Raw genomic sequence first — 19,503 nt, forward strand, 5'->3', positions numbered from 1 at the left:
GTGACACGAAGGGTAAGCCAGACTGCACCGAACCGGAGGCGCCTCATGACTTCGCTCGACCCCGTATTCGACAAGGACGGCGTACGGCTCACCGTCGAAGACACGGTCGCCACGGTGACCCTGACCAACCCGGACAAGCGCAACGCCCAGAACTTCGCGCTGTGGCGGGCGTTGGCGCAGGCCGGACGGTCACTGCCCGGCAGCGTGCGGGTCGTCGTGCTGCGCGGTGAGGGCAAGTCCTTCTCCGCCGGCCTCGACCGGCAGGCGTTCACGCCCGAGGGCTTCGACGGCGAGCCGTCCTTCATCGACCTGGCACGCGGCACCGACTCGGAGATCGACGCGTCGATCTCCGAGTTCCAGGAGGCGTTCACCTGGTGGCGCCGCAACGACATCATCACCATCGCGGCGGTACAAGGGCACGCGATCGGAGCCGGCTTCCAGCTCGCCCTCGCCTGCGATCTGCGGGTCGTCGCGCAGGACGTGCAGTTCGCCATGCGCGAGACCGCCCTGGGCCTCGTTCCCGACCTCACCGGCACGCACCCGCTGGTGTCACTCGTCGGCTACGCCCGCGCGCTCGAAATCTGCGCCACCGGTCGCTTCGTGCACGCGGAGGAGGCCGAGCGCACCGGCCTGGCCAACCTCGTCGTCCCCGGGGAGGAACTCGACGCCGCGGTACGGGACCTGGCGGCGGCGCTCCTCGCCGCGCCGCGTGATGCGGTCATCGAGACGAAGGCGCTGCTGCGAGGGGTGGCGGACCGCTCGTACGACGAGCAGCGGGCGGCGGAGCGGGCGGCCCAGGGACGCCGCCTGCGGGCCCTGGCCGGCCTCGGGGACTGACTCTCTCCCCTCCCGTCCTTTCCCGGAACCGGGCAAGGACGGGAGCCCTACCGCCCGCCGGGGGCGGCTCCCGGGGCTCTCCGCCGCGGTCCGTTCACTGCGCGCCGCACGCCGCTGTGTCCGGGGCTTCACCCCGGGCACCGTGTTCGCTCCCTGCCGGTGTACCGGCTCCGCGGCGGTGCCCCGCTTCGAAGCCCCGGGCCCTGCCACCGCGCTTCACGCGGAATTCTCAATCGCCGACGGGTTGCATGCGCAGCCGCCGGCGCCGGCACCTCACGCCGACACGGGGCCGTAGGAGAGGTCCGAGGCGAGGGAGTGGGGGCGCAGACCGCGTGAGCGGGTCCGGGCGGAGCCCGGCTGCGGGAGAGGGCTGGGAGGGAGCAGGCCCGCGCTGTGGTCAGTGCGTTGCGGTGATCACGACCGTCACGGCCCGCTCGTCGTGCAGCGCCGAACCCACCGCGGCCCGCACCGCCCTCGCCACGTCCGGCGCCCGGTGCCCCGCCGCCGTCGCCAGTTCGACCCGGACATGGTCCGGCGCCCAGTGCACCGCCGTGCCCAGCGCCGCCGTCAGGTGCGCCACACCCGGGGTCGAGGCCGCGGCCGTGCCCGCCTGGTCCGACGGGGACTCGGCCGCAGGCGGCTCCGGGGCCGAGTGCTCCGGCGGGACCGCGTCCAGCAGCCGGGCCACCCGCAGATCGACGACCGCGACCCGGAGACCCAGTTTCTCGACTGCCGCGTCGAACAACACGGTCCGCAGCGCCGCCGTGAGTACCGGCAGCGGCTCGTCGAGGTCCCACACCGCCACGTCGGCCTCGACACGGAGCGGCCCCGGCGGCAGTGCCGTCGGCGGAACAGGCGTCGTCGGGTCCTCGGCCGCCGCGGGGTCGGCCAGAGCGAGCCGCACCTCGTCCAGCGCGGCTCCGGGCACCGAGGCCGCCGCACCGCGGAGTACCGCGGCGGCCGCCGACTCGGCCAGCCAGGCGCCGTCCGCCGGACCGCCCAGAGGGAGGAGCCTGCCGAGCTCCGTCATCCTGCGCAACCGCCGTCGCACCGCATCGGGAGTGGTCATTCCACCAGCCTGCCGCATCCCCGGCGCGGATGTGGGCAAGCGCACCTAATGTGGGCAACGGTGTAACCAACCGCTCGGAAAGGACTACGGCGATGACGGAAACACCTGGACGCGGCGACCCCGCGACGTCCGGAAGCGAGCAGTCGGGTTCCGGCGACGCGAATCGGAGGCCCGCCGGCGGTAAGCGGCTTCCCGAGCCAGGCTCCCGCGGCCGTACGACCATCGCGGACGGAGTGGTGGAGAAGATCGCCGGGCTCGCCGCCCGGGATGTGGACGGCGTCCACGCGATGGGCGGGGGCCTGTCCCGCACGTTCGGCGCCGTGCGAGACCGGGTGGGCCCCGGCAGCAGCAAGTCCAATGCCACGCGCGGAGTGAAGGCCGAGGTCGGCGAGGTACAGACGGCGCTCGACCTGGAAATCGTCATCGACTACGGCGTCTCCATCTCCGATGTCGCCCGTGCGGTCCGCGAGAACGTCGTCTCCGCCGTCGAGCGGATGACCGGACTGGAGGTCGTCGAGGTGAACATCGCCGTCGGAGACGTGAAACTGCCCGATGAGGAAGAAGAAGAGCCGGAGCCGCGACTCCAGTAGAGGAGCCCAACATGAGCATGGCGGTGGTCGGACTGATGGCTGGCATGGCGCTCGGGTTCGCCGGATACTTCGGCGGGTTCGGTGCGTTTTTGCTGGTGGCGGCACTGGGAGCGGTCGGCTTCGTGGTCGGCCGGTTCCTCGAGGGCGATCTCGAGGTCGGCGACTTCTTCCGGGGCCGCGGGCGCGGCGACGGGCGGCGGTGACGGACCGTGGCCGTGGACCCGGTGGGGGCGACAGGCACGTTCGGAGGTATGCCCCTCGGGCGGCCGGCACCGGCCGGCCGGGGGGCGACCACGGTTGCCGACCGTGTCGTCGCCAAGATCGCCGCCCAGGCGGCACGAGAAGCGCTGCACGGCGTGCCGGAAGGCTGCGCGCCGCCGCACGCCACGGTCGTCGTGCACCACGACACGGCCCGGGTACGGGTCACCCTCGAACTCGACTACCCCTCCGACATCGGAGGCCGTTGCGGCGCCGTGCGTCGGCAAGTCGTCCAGCGGGTGAAGGCGTTGGCGGGGATGGAGGTCCCTGAGGTGGCGGTCCACGTCGAACGGCTGCACTCCGCCCACTCGCGCGGTGCGGCGCAGGGGAGGATTCGATGACCGAACCGGAGAAGCCCGCCGCCGCGGGCCCCGGCCCTGACCGGCCCGCGGAGGCCGAACCGGCCGCGGGGCCCACTGGTTCCGGACACCCTGTGCTCGAAATGGACCAGTCCGCCTCTGCGCCCGGGTACGACCCGGTGGCCGAGGAGGGCGGGGACGGTGGCACGGGGCGCTTCTGGTCGCTGCGCCGTGTGCCCGCCGCGCTGCTGGCCCTGGTCGTCCTCGGCGGCGCCGGACTGCTGCTGTACGACGTCGCCTCCGTGCGGGCCGACCGGCCGGCGATGGCCTGGCGGCGGGCCGCGGCCGACCACCTCGCCGAATGGCGGCTCAACGAGATCGCGGTTCTCGCCGCGGCCGGCGCCGTGATGCTCATCGGCCTCTGGCTCGTCGTCCTGGCCGTGACACCGGGCCTGCGGTCGCTGCTGCCGATGCGGCGGGACCGCGCCCATCTGCGGGCCGGTCTCCACCGGGACGCCGCGGCCCTCGTGCTGCGCGACAGGGCCATGGAGGTCCCCGGGGTCCAGACCGTCCGCGTGAGGATGGGCCGTTCCAGGGCGTCGGTCCGGGCACGGGCCCACTTCCGCGACCTCGACGCCGTACGCGCAGACCTGGACGCGGCGCTCGGTGCGGGGCTGAAGGAACTCGGCCTCGCGCACGCACCGGCCCTGGCCGTGCATGTGGGCAGGCCGCCGGCGAGAAAGAGGTGATGACCGTGCACGAGAAGCTTCGAGCCGTCAACCGTGTGCTCCTCGGCCTCGCCGGGCTGGTGCTGTTCTGCGCCGGAGGCGCGGTCCTCGCGGCGGGCGCCGGTCTCTCCGTCCCCTCCTGGTGGCCCTACGACGGACGGCACGACGTGCTGCTGAGCGACGCCGACCGGACGCGCTGGCGGGACGAGGGCTGGTGGTGGCCGGTCGTCATCGCGTTCCTCGCCCTGCTCGTGCTCCTCGCTCTGTGGTGGTTCCTCGCCCAGTTCCGGCGCGCACGGCTGGCGGAGGTACTCGTGGAGAGCGGCGACGGCGAAGGCGCGTTGCTGCGTGGGCGGGCACTGGAAGGCGCCCTGGAGGACGAGGCGGCGTCCTTGGAGGGCGTGTCCCGCGCGTCCGTCGTACTGACGGGTCGGCGCAACGCGCCGCGGGCGCGGGTGGTGCTCCAGCTGGAACCCGACGCGGAACCGGCCGGGACGCTGGAGCGTCTGGCCGACGAGGCGGTGGCGCACGCGCGGGACTCGGCCGGGCTGGAGGTGCTGCCGACGGAGGTGCGGATGGGGGTGGCGAGGCATCGGGAGCGGCGGGTGTCGTGACGGCACGACACCCGCCCGCCGTCAGAAGCCGTGGCGCGCGCCGCCGTCGACCGGGAGCATGATGCCCGTCAGATAGGACGCCGCCGGCGACAGCAGGAACGCCGCTGCCCGGCCGAACTCGTCGGGCGTGCCGTAACGCCGCAGCGGGATGCCCGCCTCGTTCGCCGTGCGTGCCGCCTCCGCGTCGCCCGAGAGGGCGTCGAGCTCGCGGACGCGGTCCGTGTCGATACGAGAGGGCAGCAGGCCGACCACCCGGATGCCCCGCGGCCCCAGCTCGTTCGCGAGGGACTTGGCGAAGCCGGCGAGGCCGGGGCGCAGGCCGTTGGAGATGGTCAGGCCGGGGATGGGCTCGTGGACGGACCCGGAGAGGACGAAGCCGATGACGCCGCCGTCGCCCAGCTCCGCCGCGGCCGTGCGGGCGAGTCGTACCGCGCCGAGGAAGACCGACTGGAAGGCGGCGGCCCACTGCTCGTCCGAGTTGTCCGCGACGAAGCCGGGCGCCGGCCCGCCGACGCTGATGAGGATGCCGTCGAGGCGCCCGAAGTGGGCACGGGCGGCGGCGACGAGGCGCTCCGCGCCCGACGGGTCGGCGTTGTCGACGGCCACGCCCACCGCACCCGCGCCGAGTTCGGCTGCCGCGTCCTTGACGGTCTTCTCGTCCCGCCCCGTGATGACGACCTTCGCGCCGTCCGCGACGAGCCATCGCGCCGCGGCGTTGCCCAGGCCGCGCGAGGCGCCGGTGACGATGTGGACACGGTCCTTCAGTCCAAGATCCATGGCCCTATCCTGCCGTTTCCTGCCCGGTGAGCGCGAGGGCCGTGGTGACCAGGCCGATGTGGCTGAACGCCTGGGGGAAGTTGCCGAGGTATCGGCCGGACGAGGGGTCGTACTCCTCGGAGAGGAGGCCCACGTCGTTGCACAGGCCCAGCAGCCGTTCGAACAGTTCGCGGGCCTCGTTCTCGCGGCCGGTCATCCGCAGTGCGTCGGCCAGCCAGAAGGAGCAGACGAGGAACGCGCCCTCGTGGCCCGGCAGCCCGTCGACGTGGGTGGCGTCCGCGGTGTAGCGGCGCACGAGGGGGCCGCTGCCGAGTTCGCGCCAGATCGCGTCGACGGTGCCGACCACCCGGGGGTCGTCGGGCGGCAGGAATCCGACGCGGGGGATGAGCAGGACGGCGGCGTCGAGCTCCCTGGAGCCGTACGACTGGGTGAAGGTGCCGCGCACCGGGTCGAAGCCCTTCTCGCACACGTCGCGGTGCACCTCGTCCCGCATCGCCCGCCAGCGTGCCGCGTCGCCGTGCAGCGACGGATCGGACTCGAGGGTGCGTACGGCACGGTCCGCCGCGACCCAGGCCATGACCTTGGAGTGCACGAAGTGCCGGCGCGGGCCGCGGACCTCCCACAGGCCCTCGTCCGGTTCGCGCCACTTGGCCTCGAGGAAGCCCAAGAGGGTCAGCTGGATGTTCCAGGCGTGGTGCTCCGGCGCGAGCCCCGCCTGCCGTGCGAGGAAGAGGGAGTCGATGACCTCCCCGTACACGTCGAGCTGGAGCTGGGACGCGGCTTCGTTGCCGACGCGGACCGGTACCGAACCGGCATAGCCGGCGAGCCAGCTCAGTTCCAGTTCGGCCAGGCGCCGCTCACCGCCGAGCCCGTACATGATCTGGAGGTCGGCGGGGTCGCCGGCGACCGCGCGCAGCAGCCAGTCCCGCCAGGCCGCGGCCTCGTCGAGATATCCGGCGGAGACCAGCGCGCTCAGCGTCAGGGTGGAGTCGCGCAGCCAACAGAAGCGGTAGTCCCAGTTCCGGACGCCGCCGATGTCCTCGGGCAGCGAGGTGGTGGGCGCGGCGACGATACCGCCGGTGGGGGCGTACGTCAGTGCCTTGAGGGTGATCAGGGACCGCAGGACGGCGTCCCGGTAGGGGCCCTGGTACCGGCACTTCGACGACCATGTCTCCCAGTCCTGCAGGCAGTGCTTCAGCGACTCGTGGGGGTCGACGAGATCGGGCCGCGGCTTGTGCGAGGGATGCCAGGTGAGGACGAACGCCACCGAGTCGCCCTCGCCGACGGTGAACGACGAGCGGGTGCTGTACTGCTGCCCCCACGTTTTGACCGGCGGTTCGCTGCGCAGCCACACCGAGTCGGGTCCCGCGATCGCGATCCGGTGTCCGTCGGTGCGCCGCACCCAAGGCACGACGGAGCCGTAGTCGAATCGCAGCCGGAGAGTGCCCCGCATGTCGACACTGCCACTGAGGCCCTCCACGATGCGCACGACGTCGGGCGCATCGTCCCGTTGCGGCATGAAGTCGAGGACCCTGACCGTCCCGGTGCGTGTCTCCCACACCGACTCCAGCACCAGTGACGCGCCGACATAGCGCCGGCGGGTACAGGTGCCCGCGCCCTCGGGCGCGATCCGCCAGTGGCCGTTCTCCTCGTCGCCGAGGAGGGCGGCGAAACAGGCCGCGGAGTCGAACCGGGGCAGGCACAACCAGTCGATGGAGCCGTCCCTGCCGACCAGGGCGGCCGTCTGCAGATCGCCGATGAGGGCGTAGTCCTCGATACGCTGGGTGTGTTGGGTCACGCCCAGGCGTGTTCCCGCGACGGGCGAGGGCTAAGCAGCCGTCGGGGCAGGCTAAGCAGCCGTCGGGGCAGGCTCGGGCGAGCCGCTCTGCGCCGCCGCGCGGTCGTGCTTCTCGCGGCGTACCAGAATCACCCACCCGACGGGCACCGCCGCGGCGAACAGCCACCACTGGACGGCGTAAGCCATATGGGCGCCGATGGAGTCGTGGTCCGGCTCCGGGATCAGCTCGGGGCTGCCGCTCGCGGGCTCCGGGCCCGACTGCTCGAGGTAGCCGCCGAGCACCTGCCGGTCCAGCAGCCGGCTCTGCTGCGCGCTGTTGATCAGCATCACCTGGCGGGGCGGCAGCCCCTTCAGGTCCTTGATGCCGCTGGCGTCGGTCGTCTCGTCGGCCTTGAGCCTGCCGGTGACCGTCACGGTGCCCCCGGGTGCGGGCGGCACCTCGGGGAACGCCTTCTGGTCCGCCGCTGCCGGGACCCAGCCGCGGTTGACGAGGACGGCGCGACCGTCGGCGAGCACCAGCGGGGTCAGTACGTGGAAGCCGACGCGGTCGTCGGCGTTGGTGCGGCGGCGGACGACCACTTCATGAGCGGTGTCGAAGGTGCCGGTCGCGGTGGTCTGCCGCCAGTAGTCGGAGCGCGGGACCGTGTGGCCGGGTGAGGTGAGCTCGCTCATCGGCACCGGCTTCGCGTCGAGGTTCCGCTCGATGACGGCGTTCTGCGCGACCCTGCGCTCGTGTCGGTGCAGCTGCCAGAAGCCCAGCTCGATCATCGCGGGAACGAGCACGAGGCCGATGAGGGTGAGGATCACCCACTGACGGGACAACAGGAAGCGGTACACGGCTTCGACCGTACCTGCTCCGCGCAGGGTCCCGGACGGTGGGTCCCCGCCCAGGTCCGCCGGACGACGGGCCCGGGACGCAGGTCACACCCGGTCCACGATCCCGGCCCTCCCCTCGGCGCGGGCGCAGTGGGCGCCGCAGTACCAGTGGCCCTCGACCTCGACGCCCTGGCCGATGATCTGCACCCGGCAGTGCTCACAGATGGGCGCCATGCGGTGGATGGCGCAGGAGAAGCAGTCGAAGACGTGCACCGCGCCCTGCGCGTGCACCTCGAAGGACATGCCGTAGTCGTTTCCGCAAACCTCGCAACGTGCCATGCGCCACAGGGTGAAACGCTTCGCCGCCCCGGGCGAGCGGCCGGCGGGCGAGTCGCGCCGGGTTCACTCCGATGCGGGTGCCCCTCCGGCCGGCGGTCCCGCCGCGGGGGCCACGTCCCGCAGCAGTTGGGTGAAGGCGCCCTCGTCGACGACGGGTGTGCCGTACGACGCCGCCTTCACGGTCTTGGACGTCGACGCTCCGGGGTCGTTGGTCACCAGCAGACTCGTCAGCCGGGACACGCTCGTCGCGACATGCAGCCCCGCCTCGACCGCCCGGTCCTCGAGCAGTTCGCGCTCCACCGACGTGTCCCCGGAGAAGGCGACCCGCATGCCCTGCACGAGCTGCCCGCCCGGCTCGTACCGGCCCGGGTTGGGGAACGGGCACGGCGGCCGCTTGCGCGACGGGCGCCAGCCGCTGTGCCCGTACGACGACTGGTAGCCGACGCGTGGGGTGGCGGGGGCGTCCGACCACTCCGTCAGCGGCCGGCACTCGAGCAGCGGCAGCCGCACACCGTCGCGGGCCGCGGTGTGCAGGCTCGGCCGGAACGCCTCCGCGAGCACGCGGGCGTCGTCCAGCGCATGGTGCGCCCGCTGCTGGACCACCCCGTAGTGCGCGGCGAGCGACTCGAGCTTGTGGTTGGGCAGCGGCAGCCGCAGCTCCTTGGCGAGCGCGATGGTGCACAGCCGCTGCCGGGTCGGCGCCGCGCCGCGCGTACGCGCGTACTCCCTGGCGATCATGGACCAGTCGAACGCGGCGTTGTGCGCGACCAGGACCCGGCCGGCGAGCCGCGCGGACAGCTCACCGGCGATGTCGCCGAACAGCGGCGCGCCCTCCAGCACATCGCTCGTCAGCCCGTGGATCCGCACCGGTCCGGGGTCCCGCTCCGGATTGACGAGCGTGTACCAGTGGTCCTCGACGTCGCCGTGCATGTCGAGGTGGTAGACGGCAGCCGACACTATCCGGTCGTCCCTGGCGAGTCCGGTCGTCTCCACGTCGACGGCCGCGTACCTCTGCGGGTATGCGGCCGGCCACGTCGGGCTTACGGTCGTACGGTCGTCGAGCATGGTCACAGAGAATACGGGCCGGGACCGACAGCCCTTGCCCACCCCCGGTCCACCGAAGGACGGGGCGTGGCACGCCGTCCCCAACTCCCTTGCGTGAAAGGCTCCCCGGATGAGTGAAACGACCGGCGGCGGTAGACACGACGAACCCCACGCGGGCGGTGGCCTGAGCGCCCGTCTCAACTGGCTGCGCGCCGCCGTCCTCGGAGCGAACGACGGCATCGTCTCCACCGCGGGCATCGTGGTGGGGGTGGCCGGTGCGACGGACTCGCGAGGCGTGCTGCTCACCGCCGGGCTCGCCGGGCTGCTCGCCGGTTCGATGTCGATGGCGGTCGGCGAGTACGTCTCCGTCTCCACCCAGCGCGACTCCGAGATGGCAGCCCTGGCGGTGGAGAGGCGCGAGCTGAGGGAACAGCCGGAGGCCGAGCTGGAAGAGCTGACCCGGATGCTGGCGGGCCGGGGTCTGTCGGAGGAGGTGGCCAGGGAGGCCGCCCTCCAGCTCACCGCACGGGACGCACTGCGCGCCCACGCGGGCGTGGAGCTGGGTATCGACCCCGACGAACTGACCTCCCCCTGGCAGGCGGCGGGTGCCAGCTTCCTCGCGTTCACAACCGGCGCGCTCCTGCCGCTGCTGGCGATCGTGCTGCCCCCGGCCCCGGCCCGTCTCTACGTCACCGTCGTCTCGGTGCTTCTCGCGCTCGCGCTCACCGGCTGGTGGAGCGCCCGGCTCGGCGCGGCCGCGGCGCGGCCCGCGGTGCTGCGCAACGTGGCCGGCGGGGCGCTCGCCATGGCGGTGACGTACGCGGTGGGTTCGGCTCTGGGCGCGGCGGGGGTGTGAGGCCGCGTCAGGGGGACCGGGTTCGGCCGGGGCAGCGGCGCGGCCCTGCGGCCCGGCACGCGGCCCGTTCACGGACGGGCGGCGATCAGTGACTTGACGGCGGACACGGCCACTGTGCCGGCCCGCCGTGAGACGACGGCTTCCGGCCCCGCAATGCGGCTCCTCCCCGTGAACGACCCCCGGCCGCCGGATCGTACGGTCCGCGATCGACTCCCCGCCGGTCATGGGCCTGTGCCCGTGGCGCCGTCAGGCGTATCGCGCCACCCCGGACGGCCACTGCGGGCCGTGGACCGGGCGCGCCGGGCGCACGTCGCTCTCATACCGCGGGCGGAGCGCGCCGCGCGAAGAGGTGCTTTCACGCCGCGGGCGGAGCGCGCCGGGCGCAGGGTGATCTCACGCCGTGGCGCCCGGCCAGCTCGGTGTGTCCGTACCCCACATCCCCGCCGGGCGCGCCCAGTCGGCAGGCCCGCCCTCGTAGCCGACCGCGGGCAGGGCATGGCGCAGGCGGCCCACGGGGCTGTCGCACTCGGTGAGCCACCGTTCGGCGTCGTACGCCGGGGACCGGGTGTCCGGTTGCTTCACCAGGCTTCCGGTCAGCCAGGACGCCGTCTGTGTGAGAGCCGTCTCCACCAGCCGTGTCCCGCCTGCGTCGTGCTGTCCGGTCAGCGCGCGCAGTACGCCGGCGGCGAGCAGGTATCCGGTGCCGTGGTCGAGGGCCTGGGTGGGCAGTGCGCCCGGGCCGTCGTCCTCGCCCTCGGTCACGGCGATGCCCGTCGCCGCCTGGACCAGGCTGTCGAAGCCGCGACGAGCGGCCCAGGGCCCGTACCGGCCCCATGCCGAGAGCCGTGCCACGACCAGGCCGGGACGGCGCTCGGCCAGTGCCTCGGGGGAAAGACCGAAACGGTCGAGGGCGCCCGGACGGTAGCCGGTGACCACCACGTCGGCCAGGGCCAGGAGTTCCTCGAACGTCTTCCGGTCCCCGGCCGTCGTCAGGTCGAGCAGCGTGGACCGCTTGCCCGAACCGGTGTCGCTGTGAACGTCCTGACTCTCCGGCAGGTGCGGTGCGTCGACCCGCAGTACATCGGCCCCCAGCAGCGCGAGCGTCCGCGTGGCGATCGGGCCGGCCAGTACCCGTGTCAGATCGAGCACCCGCAGTCCCGCGCAGGGTGGCGACGCCGGGCCGTGCGCCGTACGGGCCGGTCCGTCGTCGCCGAGCCGTTCCACGCTCAGCAGCGGACGTCCGGCGGCGGCCGCGCCCTGCGGGTGCCGCGCCCAGGTGTCCCGGTCGCGTACGGCGACGGCCAGGCCGCCCGCCGCGTACACGTTCTCCTCCACGTCCAGCGCGCGGCACGCCCCGATCGTCTCGGCGGCGGCCTCGACCCCGGCGTCCGGCGGCAGGGACAGCGCGTTCAGCAACCGGGCACGGTGGTGGGGGTAGTTGGCGTGCGTACGCACCCAGCCGTCCGCGGTGCGCCAGAACCGGGAGAGCGGTGCGAACGTGGTCGGCGCCACGCCGTCCACCCGCACCAGCCGGTCGCTCCTGAACGCCGTCGTGACCGCCCCGTCGTCGACCCGTACGGCCGGGACGACGCCGTCGCCCCGGCGAGCGGTGAGTTCGGCGGCGGCGAGTGAGCAGACCGCGACCGTGGCACGCGCCAGTTCCATGACGGGCAGCCGGGCCGGCAGCGAGCCGCCGCCCCGGTGGGCGACTCGGTCGAGCAGCGCGGGGTCGCCACCCAGCGCCGCCCACGCCTGAGCGGTACCGCTCGCGGGGGAGTCCGAGGAGGAGTAGGTCATACGGTCACTATGGCACCGGGTGCCACGACGAGGACGGGCCCGGTGCGGATCGCGCACCGGGCCCGTTTCACGCCGGGGACTGCTGCCGGCCGGCGGCCGTTACCAGCGGACCGCGTCCAGGGCGTCCGCGACGCCCGTGCCGTAGAAGCCGTTCTTCCACGTGCTGCCCTCGCACACCGCGTCGACGGTGCCGTCACCGTTGATGTCGTACGGGTTGGTGCACGCGGTGTCGTCCGCCTCCGCGTACAGCAGGCCCTTGACCATGGCCGGCGGGGCGTACGGGTGCTTCGACTTGATCAGCGCGGCCACACCCGCGACATGCGGGGAGGCCATCGACGTGCCGGCCTTGTAGCCGTACCCGCCGGGCACCGTCGACAGGATCCGGCCGTCGATGGCCGGGCCCTCCGGAGCCTGGTAGCGCGTCGCGTCACCACCCGGCGCGGAGATGTCGACCACACCGTGACCGTAGTTGGAGTACGAGGCTTTGAGGTTCTTCGCACCCAGCGCGGACACCGTGACGACACCCGGGATCTGGGTGGGTATGTCGAGGCACTCGCGCGGGTTGATGACGCGCTCACCCGGCGTGCTGTCGTTCGGGCTCGACGTGTCGGTCAGCTCGTCGGCGGCAAGGTCCATACGGGAGTTGCCGGCCGCGGCGACGTTGACCGCGCCCTTGCGCTCCGCGTAGCGGGTGGCGCGGGAGACGGCCTCGACGAGTGCCTTCTGGTCCGCGTCGTTCTTGCAGTTGAACAGCCACGGGTCGGTGTAGTAGCTGTTGTTGGTCACATCCACGCCGTGTTCCGCGGCCCACACGAAGCCGCACACGACGGCCTCGGTGTAGAAGAAGCCGTCGGGCTGCGAGACCTTGATGCCGGAGACCTTCACGCCGGGCGCGACACCGGTGACACCGACACCGTTCTTGGCAGCGGCGATCGTGCCCGCGACGTGGGTGCCGTGGTCGGACTCCTGCGGGCCCGGACGCCAGGCGCCGTCCGCCGTGTTCGGCACGCCGCCCACGCAGCTGACGGACGCGGCACGGTCGAAGTTCGGCGCGAGGTCCGGGTGGGTGTCGTCGACACCCGTGTCGATGACCGCGACGGTGACCTTGTCGCTGCCGAGGGTCTTCTCATGAGCCCTGTCGGCCTTGATGGCCGGCAGGGACCACTGAAGAGGCTCCAGCGGGTCCTGGTCGAAGTCCGCGACGGCGGCGGCGGACTTCGCCTCCGCGGCCGTGAGCGGACGCTCCGAGTCGATGGCCAGGTCGGCCGACGGCGCCAGCGGCGCCGTGCGCGTGGCACCGGCCGACTGCACACCCCGCACACCGCGGATCGTGGTGGCGAAGTCCGGGTTCTGCGAGTGGACGACGATGACACCTATCCGGTCGTAGGCGATCACCACCGTTCCGCCGGCCTTGGCTATGGCCTTCTTGACCGACTTGGCGGTGCCGTGTCCGCCCTTCACGTTCACGACGTAGCTGAGCTTCGGTCCGTCCGCCTGGACCGCCGCGGGTACGTCGTCGACCGGCGCCGCCGTAGCGGCCCCCGCGGGCAGGAAGCCGAGCGAGGCCGTGAGCGCCAGACCGGCGGGCAGCGCGAGTGCGCGGCGCCGTCTGGATCCCAGATGAGCCATGGGTTCTCCACATCATCCGTGACGACCGCCCAGACACCCCTGTGCGAATGGGCGGGTACATGACGAGCGAAGCTATCGCTGATCAAGGTCCGTCTTCAATGAGTTCGCCGAAAGGAAGCCTGGAAGCACGGAAGAAAATGGCCGACGGTGAACCGGTTCGCGGCGGGCGCCGTGACGTTGTCAGGGAGTGGAGCAACATCGCACCGCCCCTGCCAGCGACATCCCCCAGTCCGTCCCCACCGCACCCGCGTCGCGAGGAGATTCCGTGACCACCGATGCACCGCCGCCCCCCGAGTCCGCCAGGACCACCGGTCCGGCCCAGCCCACCACCGAGTCGTTCACGCGGATGCAGCAGAGTACGGAATTCGGCGAACTGCGCCGCACTTACCGTTCCTTCGCCTTTCCGCTGACCGTCGCCTTCATCGCCTGGTACCTGCTGTACGTGCTGCTCTCCAGCTACGCCGGCGGCTTCATGGGCACGAAGCTCTTCGGCAACATCAACGTGGCCCTCGTCTTCGGCCTCGCCCAGTTCGCGACCACCTTCCTCATCGCCTGGTTCTACTCACGGCACGCCGCAGCGAAGCTCGACCCCAAGGCCGAGGCGATCAAGTCCCGTATGGAGGCCGACGCATGAGCCCCGTCCTGCACCTCGCGGCCTCGAACGCGACGTCCGAGCACCGGCCGCTGATCATCTCGCTCTTCGCGGCGTTCGTCATCGCGACGCTGTTCATCACCGTCCGGGCCGGCCGGCAGACCAAGGACGCCGCCGACTTCTACGCCGGCGGCCGCCAGTTCACCGGCTTCCAGAACGGCCTCGCCATCTCCGGCGACTACATGTCGGCAGCTTCGTTCCTCGGTATCGCCGGTGCCATCGCCCTCTACGGATACGACGGCTTCCTCTACTCGATCGGCTTCCTGGTCGCCTGGCTCGTCGCCCTGCTGCTCGTCGCCGAGCCGCTGCGCAACTCCGGCCGCTACACGATGGGCGACGTCCTCGCCTACCGGATGCGCCAGCGCCCGGTGCGTACCGCCGCGGGCGCCTCGACCATCGTCGTGTCGATCTTCTACCTGCTCGCGCAGATGGCGGGCGCGGGCATCCTCGTCTCGCTGCTGCTCGGCATCACCAGCGACGGCGGCAAGATCGCGATCGTCGCCCTCGTCGGCCTGCTGATGATCGTCTATGTGACCATCGGCGGCATGAAGGGCACCACATGGGTGCAGATGATCAAGGCCGTGCTGCTCATCGCGGGCACGCTGCTGATCACCTTCCTGGTGCTGTGGAAGTTCAACTTCAACCTCTCCGACCTCCTCGGCGAGGCCGCCGCGAAGAGCGAGACGGGACAGCAGGGCAACCCCGACGCCTTCCTGGAGCCCGGCCTCAGGTACGGCGTCGACGGCATGACCAAGCTGGACTTCATCTCGCTCGGCATCGCGCTCGTCCTCGGCACCGCCGGGCTCCCGCACATCCTGATCCGCTTCTACACCGTGCCCACCGCCCAGGCAGCCCGTAAGTCGGTCAACTGGGCCATCGGCATCATCGGCGGCTTCTACCTCATGACGATCGCGCTCGGCTTCGGCGCCGCCGCCATCGTCGGGCCCGCCGAGATCAAGGCGTCCAACCCGGCCGGCAACACCGCCGCCCCGCTCCTCGCCCTGCACATCGGAGGCGTCGACTCCACCTGGGGCGCGATCCTGCTGTCCGTGATCTCGGCCGTCGCCTTCGCCACCATCCTCGCCGTCGTCGCCGGGCTCACGCTGGCCTCCTCGTCGTCGTTCGCGCACGACATCTACGCCAACGTGATCCGCAGGGGACAGGCCACGGAGAAGGAGGAGGTCCGCGCCGCCCGCTGGGCGACCGTCTTCATCGGCATCGTCTCCATCGCCCTCGGCGCACTCGCCCGCGACCTGAACGTGGCCGGCCTCGTCGCCCTCGCCTTCGCGGTCGCCGCCTCCGCCAACCTGCCCACGATCCTCTACAGCCTGTTCTGGAAGAAGTTCACCACTCAGGGCGCCCTGTGGTCCATCTACGGAGGTCTCGCCTCTTCCGTCGTGCTGGTGCTCTTCTCGCCGGTGGTCTCCGGCAAGCCGTCGTCGATGTTCCCGGGCGTCGACTTCGCCTGGTTCCCGCTGTCCAACCCGGGCCTGATCTCCATCCCGCTGGGATTCCTGCTCGGCTGGCTCGGCTCGGTCCTCACCAAGGAGAAGCCCGACGAGGGCAAGTACGCCGAGCTTGAGGTCAAGTCCCTCACCGGCATCGGCGCCCACTGAGAGGAAAACGACACACGCACGTCAGCGGCCGCGTCGTAGGGTCCTACGACGCGGCCGCGCCGTAGCTCGTGGCAAACGGCCCCTGGTGTTGTCGGTGCACTCGCGTAGGCTCGAACGCGTCGGATCCGCGAAAAGGGAGGGGGCCCACAGTGCTCATCGACACATACGGCCGAGTGGCCACTGACCTGCGCGTTTCACTGACCGATCGGTGCAATCTGCGGTGCACGTACTGCATGCCGGAAGAGGGCCTGCAGTGGCTGGCCAAGCCCGATCTGCTCACCGACGACGAAATAGTCCGCCTGATCCGTATCGCCGTCACCGACCTCGGCATCGAAGAGGTCCGCTTCACCGGCGGAGAGCCGCTGCTGCGGCCCGGCCTCGTCGGTGTCGTCGAGCGCTGCGCCGCCCTCGAACCGCGCCCGAAGATGTCCCTCACCACCAACGGCATCGGCCTGGGGCGCACCGCAGAGGCCCTGAAGGCCGCCGGCCTCGACCGGGTCAACGTGTCGCTGGACACCCTGCGGCCCGACGTCTTCAAGACCCTCACCCGCCGCGACCGCCACCACGACGTGCTGCACGGCCTCGAAGCGGCCCGTGCCGCCGGCCTCGCCCCCGTCAAGGTCAACACCGTCCTGATGCCCGGGCTCAACGACGACGAGGCCCCCGACCTGCTCGCCTGGGCCGTGGAGCACGACTACGAGCTCCGCTTCATCGAACAGATGCCGCTCGACGCCCAGCACGGCTGGAAGCGCGACGGCATGATCACCGCAGGTGACATCCTGGCGTCGCTGCGCACCCGCTTCGACCTCACTCCGGAGGGCGACGCCGCACGAGGCTCCGCGCCCGCGGAGCGGTGGGTCGTCGACGGCGGGCCGCACCGGGTCGGCGTCATCGCCTCCGTGACCCGGCCGTTCTGCCGTGCCTGCGACCGCACCCGGCTCACCGCCGACGGCCAGGTGCGCACCTGCCTCTTCGCCACCGAGGAGACGGATCTTCGGGCCGCCCTGCGCTCCGGGGCGCCCGACGAGGAGATCGCGCGCGTCTGGCGGCTGGCGATGTGGGGGAAGAAGGCCGGATCCGGTCTCGACGACCCGTCGTTCCTTCAGCCGGAGAGGCCCATGTCAGCCATCGGCGGCTGACCCGGCTCCCGTGCCGCGCTCCCACTGCTCCAGCGTCACGACGTCCTTGAGGAAACCGCGCACCCCGAGGAACCGGGACAGGTGCTCACGGTGTTCGTCACACGCCAGCCACGTCTTGCGGCGGTCGGGTGTGTGCAGCTTCGGATTGTTCCAGGCGAGGACCCACACGGCGCCGGTACGGCAGCCCTTGGCCGAGCAGATGGGGGTCTCGTCACTCACCGGATGATTCACGGGATCATTGTCCCAGCATGGCGACGCCGAGCAGCCACGGGGGGAGCTGCCCGGCGTCGGTCCGTCGCTCCGACGGGGGATGCGGAGCGCGTAGGCAGTATGTCACGGGCAACAGGGTGCGGTGCACCGGAACTTCATGATTGATCTGAGGTTTTCCTGAGCTTCGAACCGCCGCCGGCGGCGCCGCCGTCAGCTCGGCCCGGACGCCGGACGGTCGCCCGAGGCGGCCTCCGTCGTCGGGCCGAACGCCCCCGGCCCGGATTCCGCTGCGTCCGGTTTCGGAGCCGCATCGAGTGCCGGTCGCACCGGCGCCGGGACGAACGTCGACGGCAGCGAAGGGGCGTTCTCCCGTCCCGCGTTGGCGATGACGACGGAGATGTAGGGGAGCAGTACGCCGAGGACCAGCGCCACCACGGCCACATGGCGCTCCACGTTCCACAGGACCGCCGCGAGGACCACGGAAAGGGTCCGTACCGACATCGAGATCACATAGCGGCGCTGTCTGCCGCGGACGTCGTCGGCGAGGCTCTGCCGTGCCCCCGTGATCCGGAAGACCTCTGCTCCGCCGTGCTTCCGCATCGCGTCTCCACCACCCGATTCCCGCGCGGGACGAACCCGGGCATTCCCTGTACCGGTCGTCTCCACGGTACGCCCGCCCTGCGCCGCCTTCGAGAGCGGGGCGCCCCCACGTGTGCGTGCTCGGTCTGCGCCGTGATGCGTATGGTCCTCCCCGACATGCGCTGTACGGCGGGTGGGCCGAGACTGGCGGCGTAACTGCTCACGCAGAGGCCGTACAAGGAGGCAGCCATGGGCTGGTTGTGGGCGATCATCGTGGGGTTCGTGCTGGGCCTGCTCGCGAAAGCGATCATTCCGGGCAAACAGCACAGCCCCCTCTGGCTGACCACCATCTTCGGCATCATCGGCGCCGTCATCGGCAACGCCGTGGCGCGTGGATTCGGCATCGCGGCGACACCCGGTATCGACTGGGGCAGGCACGCGCTGCAGCTGGGGGCGGCCATCGTCATCGTCTTCCTGGGCGACATGGCGTACACCTCCATGCGCGGAAAGAAACGCCGCACCGCCTGACAGACGGGGAGGCCGGGTGGGGCGGGATCGCCCCGCCCGGCCTCCCCGCCGTCCCGATCAGCCGGCCGCGACCTCGACCGCCGCCAGGTTCTTCTTGCCCCGGCGCAGCACCAGCCAGCGGCCGTGCAGCAACTCGTCACCGGTCACCACGGCGTCCTCGGCGGTCACCTTCACGTTGTTCACGTAGGCGCCGCCCTCCTTCACCGTGCGGCGGGCGGCGGACTTGCTCGGTGCCAGACCGACCTCGGCGAGCAGGTCGACCACCGGCAGCAGCTCGCCGACCCGGGCGTGCGGCAGCTCGGACAGGGCCGCGCGCAGTGTCGCCTCGTCCAGGTCGCCCAGCTCGCCCTGGCCGAACAGGGCCTTCGACGCGTTGATCACCGCGGCGCACTGGTCGGCGCCGTGGACCAGCGTCGTCAGCTCCTCGGCCAGCGCACGCTGGGCGGCGCGGGCCTGCGGACGCTCCGCGGTCTGCTTCTCCAGCTCCTCGAGCTCCTCACGGCTCCTGAAGCTGAGGATGCGCAGGTAGCGCGAGATGTCCCGGTCGTCCGTGTTCAGCCAGAACTGGTAGAACGCGTACGGCGTGGTCATCTCCGGGTCAAGCCACAGCGTGCCCGTCTCCGACTTGCCGAACTTGGTGCCGTCCGCCTTGGTCATCAGCGGCGTGGCCAGCGCGTGCACCTCCGCGTCGGGCTCCAGGCGGTGGATCAGGTCCAGGCCCGCGGTCAGGTTGCCCCACTGGTCGCTGCCGCCCTGCTGCAAGGTGCAGCCGTACCGCCGGTACAGCTCCAGGAAGTCCATGCCCTGCAGCAGCTGGTAGCTGAATTCCGTGTAGCTGATGCCCTGCTCCGACTCCAGGCGCCGGGCGACCGAGTCCTTGGTGAGCATCTTGTTCACGCGGAAGTGCTTGCCGATGTCCCGCAAGAACTCGATCGCGGACATGCCCGCGGTCCAGTCCAGGTTGTTGACCATGACCGCCGCGTTGCCGCCCTCGAAGGACAGGTACGGCTCGATCTGCGAACGCAGCCGGGCCACCCACAGCGCGATCGTCTCCGGGTCGTTCAGCGTCCGCTCGGCCGTCGGCCGCGGGTCACCGATCTGGCCCGTCGCCCCGCCCACCAGCGCCAGCGGCCGGTGCCCGGCCAGCTGGAGGCGGCGGACGGTCAGCACCTGCACCAGATGCCCCACGTGCAGGCTGGCCGCCGTCGGGTCGAAGCCGCAATAGAAGGTGACGGGACCGTCCGCGAGCGCCTTGCGCAATGCGTCCTCGTCAGTGGACTGGGCGATCAGCCCACGCCACTTCAGCTCGTCGACGATGTCCGTCACGG

General features: G+C 71.8%; 22 protein-coding genes. 11 read left to right on the plus strand and 11 right to left on the minus strand.

The window, feature by feature from the left end; all coding sequences use genetic code 11:
- The first annotated feature begins 45 nt into the window (after positions 1-45).
- On the plus strand, positions 46-837 hold the full coding sequence (locus AB0903_RS22995; protein ID WP_366705602.1) for an enoyl-CoA hydratase/isomerase family protein: 792 nt from the start codon (positions 46-48) through the stop codon (positions 835-837).
- A 397-nt stretch (positions 838-1,234) separates the two neighbouring features.
- Here AB0903_RS22995 and AB0903_RS23000 read toward each other — a convergent pair whose 3' ends face one another.
- On the minus strand, positions 1,235-1,906 hold the full coding sequence (locus AB0903_RS23000; protein WP_366705604.1) for a hypothetical protein: 672 nt from the start codon (positions 1,904-1,906) through the stop codon (positions 1,235-1,237).
- 92 nt (positions 1,907-1,998) lie between these two features.
- Between AB0903_RS23000 and AB0903_RS23005 the strand changes: the two genes are divergently transcribed.
- The 5 genes from AB0903_RS23005 (at position 1,999) to amaP (ending at position 4,395) form a co-directional block, all read left to right on the plus strand.
- Positions 1,999-2,496, plus strand: a complete 498-nt coding sequence (locus tag AB0903_RS23005; protein WP_366705606.1) for an Asp23/Gls24 family envelope stress response protein — start codon at positions 1,999-2,001, stop codon at positions 2,494-2,496.
- Between the two features lie 11 nt (positions 2,497-2,507).
- Positions 2,508-2,699: a hypothetical protein gene (locus AB0903_RS23010; RefSeq protein WP_366705608.1), complete on the plus strand. Its 192-nt coding sequence runs from the start codon at positions 2,508-2,510 to the stop codon at positions 2,697-2,699.
- A gap of 48 nt (positions 2,700-2,747) precedes the next feature.
- Complete coding sequence (locus tag AB0903_RS23015) at positions 2,748-3,095, plus strand: hypothetical protein (protein ID WP_366705610.1); 348 nt, start codon at positions 2,748-2,750, stop codon at positions 3,093-3,095.
- A 101-nt stretch (positions 3,096-3,196) separates the two neighbouring features.
- Positions 3,197-3,802 (plus strand): DUF6286 domain-containing protein, encoded by a 606-nt coding sequence (locus AB0903_RS23020; RefSeq protein ID WP_366705690.1) that lies wholly within the window; start codon positions 3,197-3,199, stop codon positions 3,800-3,802.
- Complete coding sequence (gene amaP, locus AB0903_RS23025; RefSeq protein ID WP_366705612.1) at positions 3,802-4,395, plus strand: alkaline shock response membrane anchor protein AmaP; 594 nt, start codon at positions 3,802-3,804, stop codon at positions 4,393-4,395. Before AB0903_RS23020 ends, amaP begins: the two co-directional genes overlap by 1 nt.
- Positions 4,396-4,416: 21 nt before the next feature.
- On the opposite strand, the gene AB0903_RS23030 is transcribed toward amaP, so the two are convergent.
- From AB0903_RS23030 to AB0903_RS23050, 5 genes are all read right to left on the minus strand, one after another.
- Positions 4,417-5,172, minus strand: a complete 756-nt coding sequence (locus tag AB0903_RS23030) for an SDR family oxidoreductase (protein ID WP_366705614.1) — start codon at positions 5,170-5,172, stop codon at positions 4,417-4,419.
- A 4-nt stretch (positions 5,173-5,176) separates the two neighbouring features.
- The gene (locus AB0903_RS23035) at positions 5,177-6,970 is read right to left on the minus strand and encodes a glycoside hydrolase family 15 protein (protein ID WP_366705616.1); all 1,794 of its coding nucleotides are present in this window, start codon (positions 6,968-6,970) and stop codon (positions 5,177-5,179) included.
- 51 nt (positions 6,971-7,021) lie between these two features.
- A complete protein-coding gene (locus AB0903_RS23040) occupies positions 7,022-7,807 on the minus strand; it encodes an SURF1 family protein (protein ID WP_366705618.1) in 786 nt (261 codons plus the stop codon).
- An 84-nt stretch (positions 7,808-7,891) separates the two neighbouring features.
- Entirely contained in the window at positions 7,892-8,125 is a 234-nt protein-coding gene (locus AB0903_RS23045) for a hypothetical protein (protein ID WP_100106509.1), read from the minus strand.
- Between the two features lie 63 nt (positions 8,126-8,188).
- Positions 8,189-9,190 carry a DEDDh family exonuclease gene (locus AB0903_RS23050; protein ID WP_366705620.1) on the minus strand — a complete coding sequence of 334 codons (1,002 nt, stop codon included), beginning with the start codon at positions 9,188-9,190 and terminating at the stop codon, positions 8,189-8,191.
- Between the two features lie 109 nt (positions 9,191-9,299).
- Here AB0903_RS23050 and AB0903_RS23055 point away from each other — a divergent pair, with 109 nt between their 5' ends.
- Positions 9,300-10,025, plus strand: coding sequence for a VIT family protein (locus AB0903_RS23055; RefSeq protein ID WP_366705622.1), 726 nt, complete (start codon positions 9,300-9,302; stop codon positions 10,023-10,025).
- 393 nt (positions 10,026-10,418) lie between these two features.
- Here the strand turns inward: AB0903_RS23055 and AB0903_RS23060 are convergent, their stop codons facing one another.
- Together AB0903_RS23060 and AB0903_RS23065 are read right to left on the minus strand one after the other, a co-directional pair.
- The gene (locus AB0903_RS23060; RefSeq protein WP_366705624.1) at positions 10,419-11,822 is read right to left on the minus strand and encodes a CoA transferase; all 1,404 of its coding nucleotides are present in this window, start codon (positions 11,820-11,822) and stop codon (positions 10,419-10,421) included.
- 99 nt (positions 11,823-11,921) lie between these two features.
- On the minus strand, positions 11,922-13,451 hold the full coding sequence (locus AB0903_RS23065; protein WP_366705626.1) for a S8 family serine peptidase: 1,530 nt from the start codon (positions 13,449-13,451) through the stop codon (positions 11,922-11,924).
- A gap of 265 nt (positions 13,452-13,716) precedes the next feature.
- Here AB0903_RS23065 and AB0903_RS23070 point away from each other — a divergent pair, with 265 nt between their 5' ends.
- The 3 genes from AB0903_RS23070 (at position 13,717) to moaA (ending at position 16,858) form a co-directional block, all read left to right on the plus strand.
- Positions 13,717-14,085, plus strand: coding sequence for a DUF485 domain-containing protein (locus AB0903_RS23070; RefSeq protein WP_366705628.1), 369 nt, complete (start codon positions 13,717-13,719; stop codon positions 14,083-14,085).
- Positions 14,082-15,719 (plus strand): cation acetate symporter, encoded by a 1,638-nt coding sequence (locus tag AB0903_RS23075; protein WP_366705630.1) that lies wholly within the window; start codon positions 14,082-14,084, stop codon positions 15,717-15,719. The genes AB0903_RS23070 and AB0903_RS23075 overlap by 4 nt, the downstream gene beginning before the upstream one ends.
- A 149-nt stretch (positions 15,720-15,868) precedes the next feature.
- Entirely contained in the window at positions 15,869-16,858 is a 990-nt protein-coding gene (gene moaA, locus AB0903_RS23080) for a GTP 3',8-cyclase MoaA (RefSeq protein WP_366705632.1), read from the plus strand.
- Here the strand turns inward: moaA and AB0903_RS23085 are convergent.
- Together AB0903_RS23085 and AB0903_RS23090 are read right to left on the minus strand one after the other, a co-directional pair.
- On the minus strand, positions 16,841-17,089 hold the full coding sequence (locus AB0903_RS23085) for a hypothetical protein (protein ID WP_366705634.1): 249 nt from the start codon (positions 17,087-17,089) through the stop codon (positions 16,841-16,843). The genes moaA and AB0903_RS23085 overlap by 18 nt on opposite strands.
- 189 nt (positions 17,090-17,278) lie before the next feature.
- A complete protein-coding gene (locus AB0903_RS23090; protein WP_366705636.1) occupies positions 17,279-17,668 on the minus strand; it encodes a DUF3099 domain-containing protein in 390 nt (129 codons plus the stop codon).
- 228 nt (positions 17,669-17,896) lie between these two features.
- On the opposite strand from AB0903_RS23090, the gene AB0903_RS23095 reads away from it, so the two are divergent.
- Entirely contained in the window at positions 17,897-18,175 is a 279-nt protein-coding gene (locus AB0903_RS23095; protein WP_366705638.1) for a GlsB/YeaQ/YmgE family stress response membrane protein, read from the plus strand.
- Between the two features lie 57 nt (positions 18,176-18,232).
- Here AB0903_RS23095 and tyrS read toward each other — a convergent pair whose 3' ends face one another.
- Positions 18,233-19,501, minus strand: a complete 1,269-nt coding sequence (gene tyrS, locus AB0903_RS23100) for a tyrosine--tRNA ligase (RefSeq protein WP_366705639.1) — start codon at positions 19,499-19,501, stop codon at positions 18,233-18,235.
- Between the last annotated feature and the right edge of the window lie 2 nt (positions 19,502-19,503).

The sequence above is a fragment of the Streptomyces sp. NPDC048389 genome, from assembly GCF_040706335.1.
Classification (GTDB): domain Bacteria; phylum Actinomycetota; class Actinomycetes; order Streptomycetales; family Streptomycetaceae; genus Streptomyces.

What these genes read in the sequence shown, in the direction of transcription:
- AB0903_RS23005 (WP_366705606.1), top strand. Translation starts at nt 1,999, where the DNA reads ATGACGGAAACACCTGGACGCGGCGACCCCGCGACGTCCGGAAGCGAG.
- AB0903_RS22995 (WP_366705602.1), top strand. Translation starts at nt 46, where the DNA reads ATGACTTCGCTCGACCCCGTATTCGACAAGGACGGCGTACGGCTCACC.
- AB0903_RS23015 (WP_366705610.1), top strand. Translation starts at nt 2,748, where the DNA reads ATGCCCCTCGGGCGGCCGGCACCGGCCGGCCGGGGGGCGACCACGGTT.
- AB0903_RS23045 (WP_100106509.1), bottom strand. Translation starts at nt 8,125, where the DNA reads ATGGCACGTTGCGAGGTTTGCGGAAACGACTACGGCATGTCCTTCGAG.
- AB0903_RS23020 (WP_366705690.1), top strand. Translation starts at nt 3,197, where the DNA reads ATGGACCAGTCCGCCTCTGCGCCCGGGTACGACCCGGTGGCCGAGGAG.
- AB0903_RS23065 (WP_366705626.1), bottom strand. Translation starts at nt 13,451, where the DNA reads ATGGCTCATCTGGGATCCAGACGGCGCCGCGCACTCGCGCTGCCCGCC.
- AB0903_RS23090 (WP_366705636.1), bottom strand. Translation starts at nt 17,668, where the DNA reads ATGCGGAAGCACGGCGGAGCAGAGGTCTTCCGGATCACGGGGGCACGG.
- AB0903_RS23060 (WP_366705624.1), bottom strand. Translation starts at nt 11,822, where the DNA reads ATGACCTACTCCTCCTCGGACTCCCCCGCGAGCGGTACCGCTCAGGCG.
- AB0903_RS23050 (WP_366705620.1), bottom strand. Translation starts at nt 9,190, where the DNA reads ATGCTCGACGACCGTACGACCGTAAGCCCGACGTGGCCGGCCGCATAC.
- AB0903_RS23000 (WP_366705604.1), bottom strand. Translation starts at nt 1,906, where the DNA reads ATGACCACTCCCGATGCGGTGCGACGGCGGTTGCGCAGGATGACGGAG.
- AB0903_RS23030 (WP_366705614.1), bottom strand. Translation starts at nt 5,172, where the DNA reads ATGGATCTTGGACTGAAGGACCGTGTCCACATCGTCACCGGCGCCTCG.
- AB0903_RS23095 (WP_366705638.1), top strand. Translation starts at nt 17,897, where the DNA reads ATGGGCTGGTTGTGGGCGATCATCGTGGGGTTCGTGCTGGGCCTGCTC.
- AB0903_RS23055 (WP_366705622.1), top strand. Translation starts at nt 9,300, where the DNA reads ATGAGTGAAACGACCGGCGGCGGTAGACACGACGAACCCCACGCGGGC.
- AB0903_RS23075 (WP_366705630.1), top strand. Translation starts at nt 14,082, where the DNA reads ATGAGCCCCGTCCTGCACCTCGCGGCCTCGAACGCGACGTCCGAGCAC.
- amaP (WP_366705612.1), top strand. Translation starts at nt 3,802, where the DNA reads ATGACCGTGCACGAGAAGCTTCGAGCCGTCAACCGTGTGCTCCTCGGC.
- AB0903_RS23010 (WP_366705608.1), top strand. Translation starts at nt 2,508, where the DNA reads ATGAGCATGGCGGTGGTCGGACTGATGGCTGGCATGGCGCTCGGGTTC.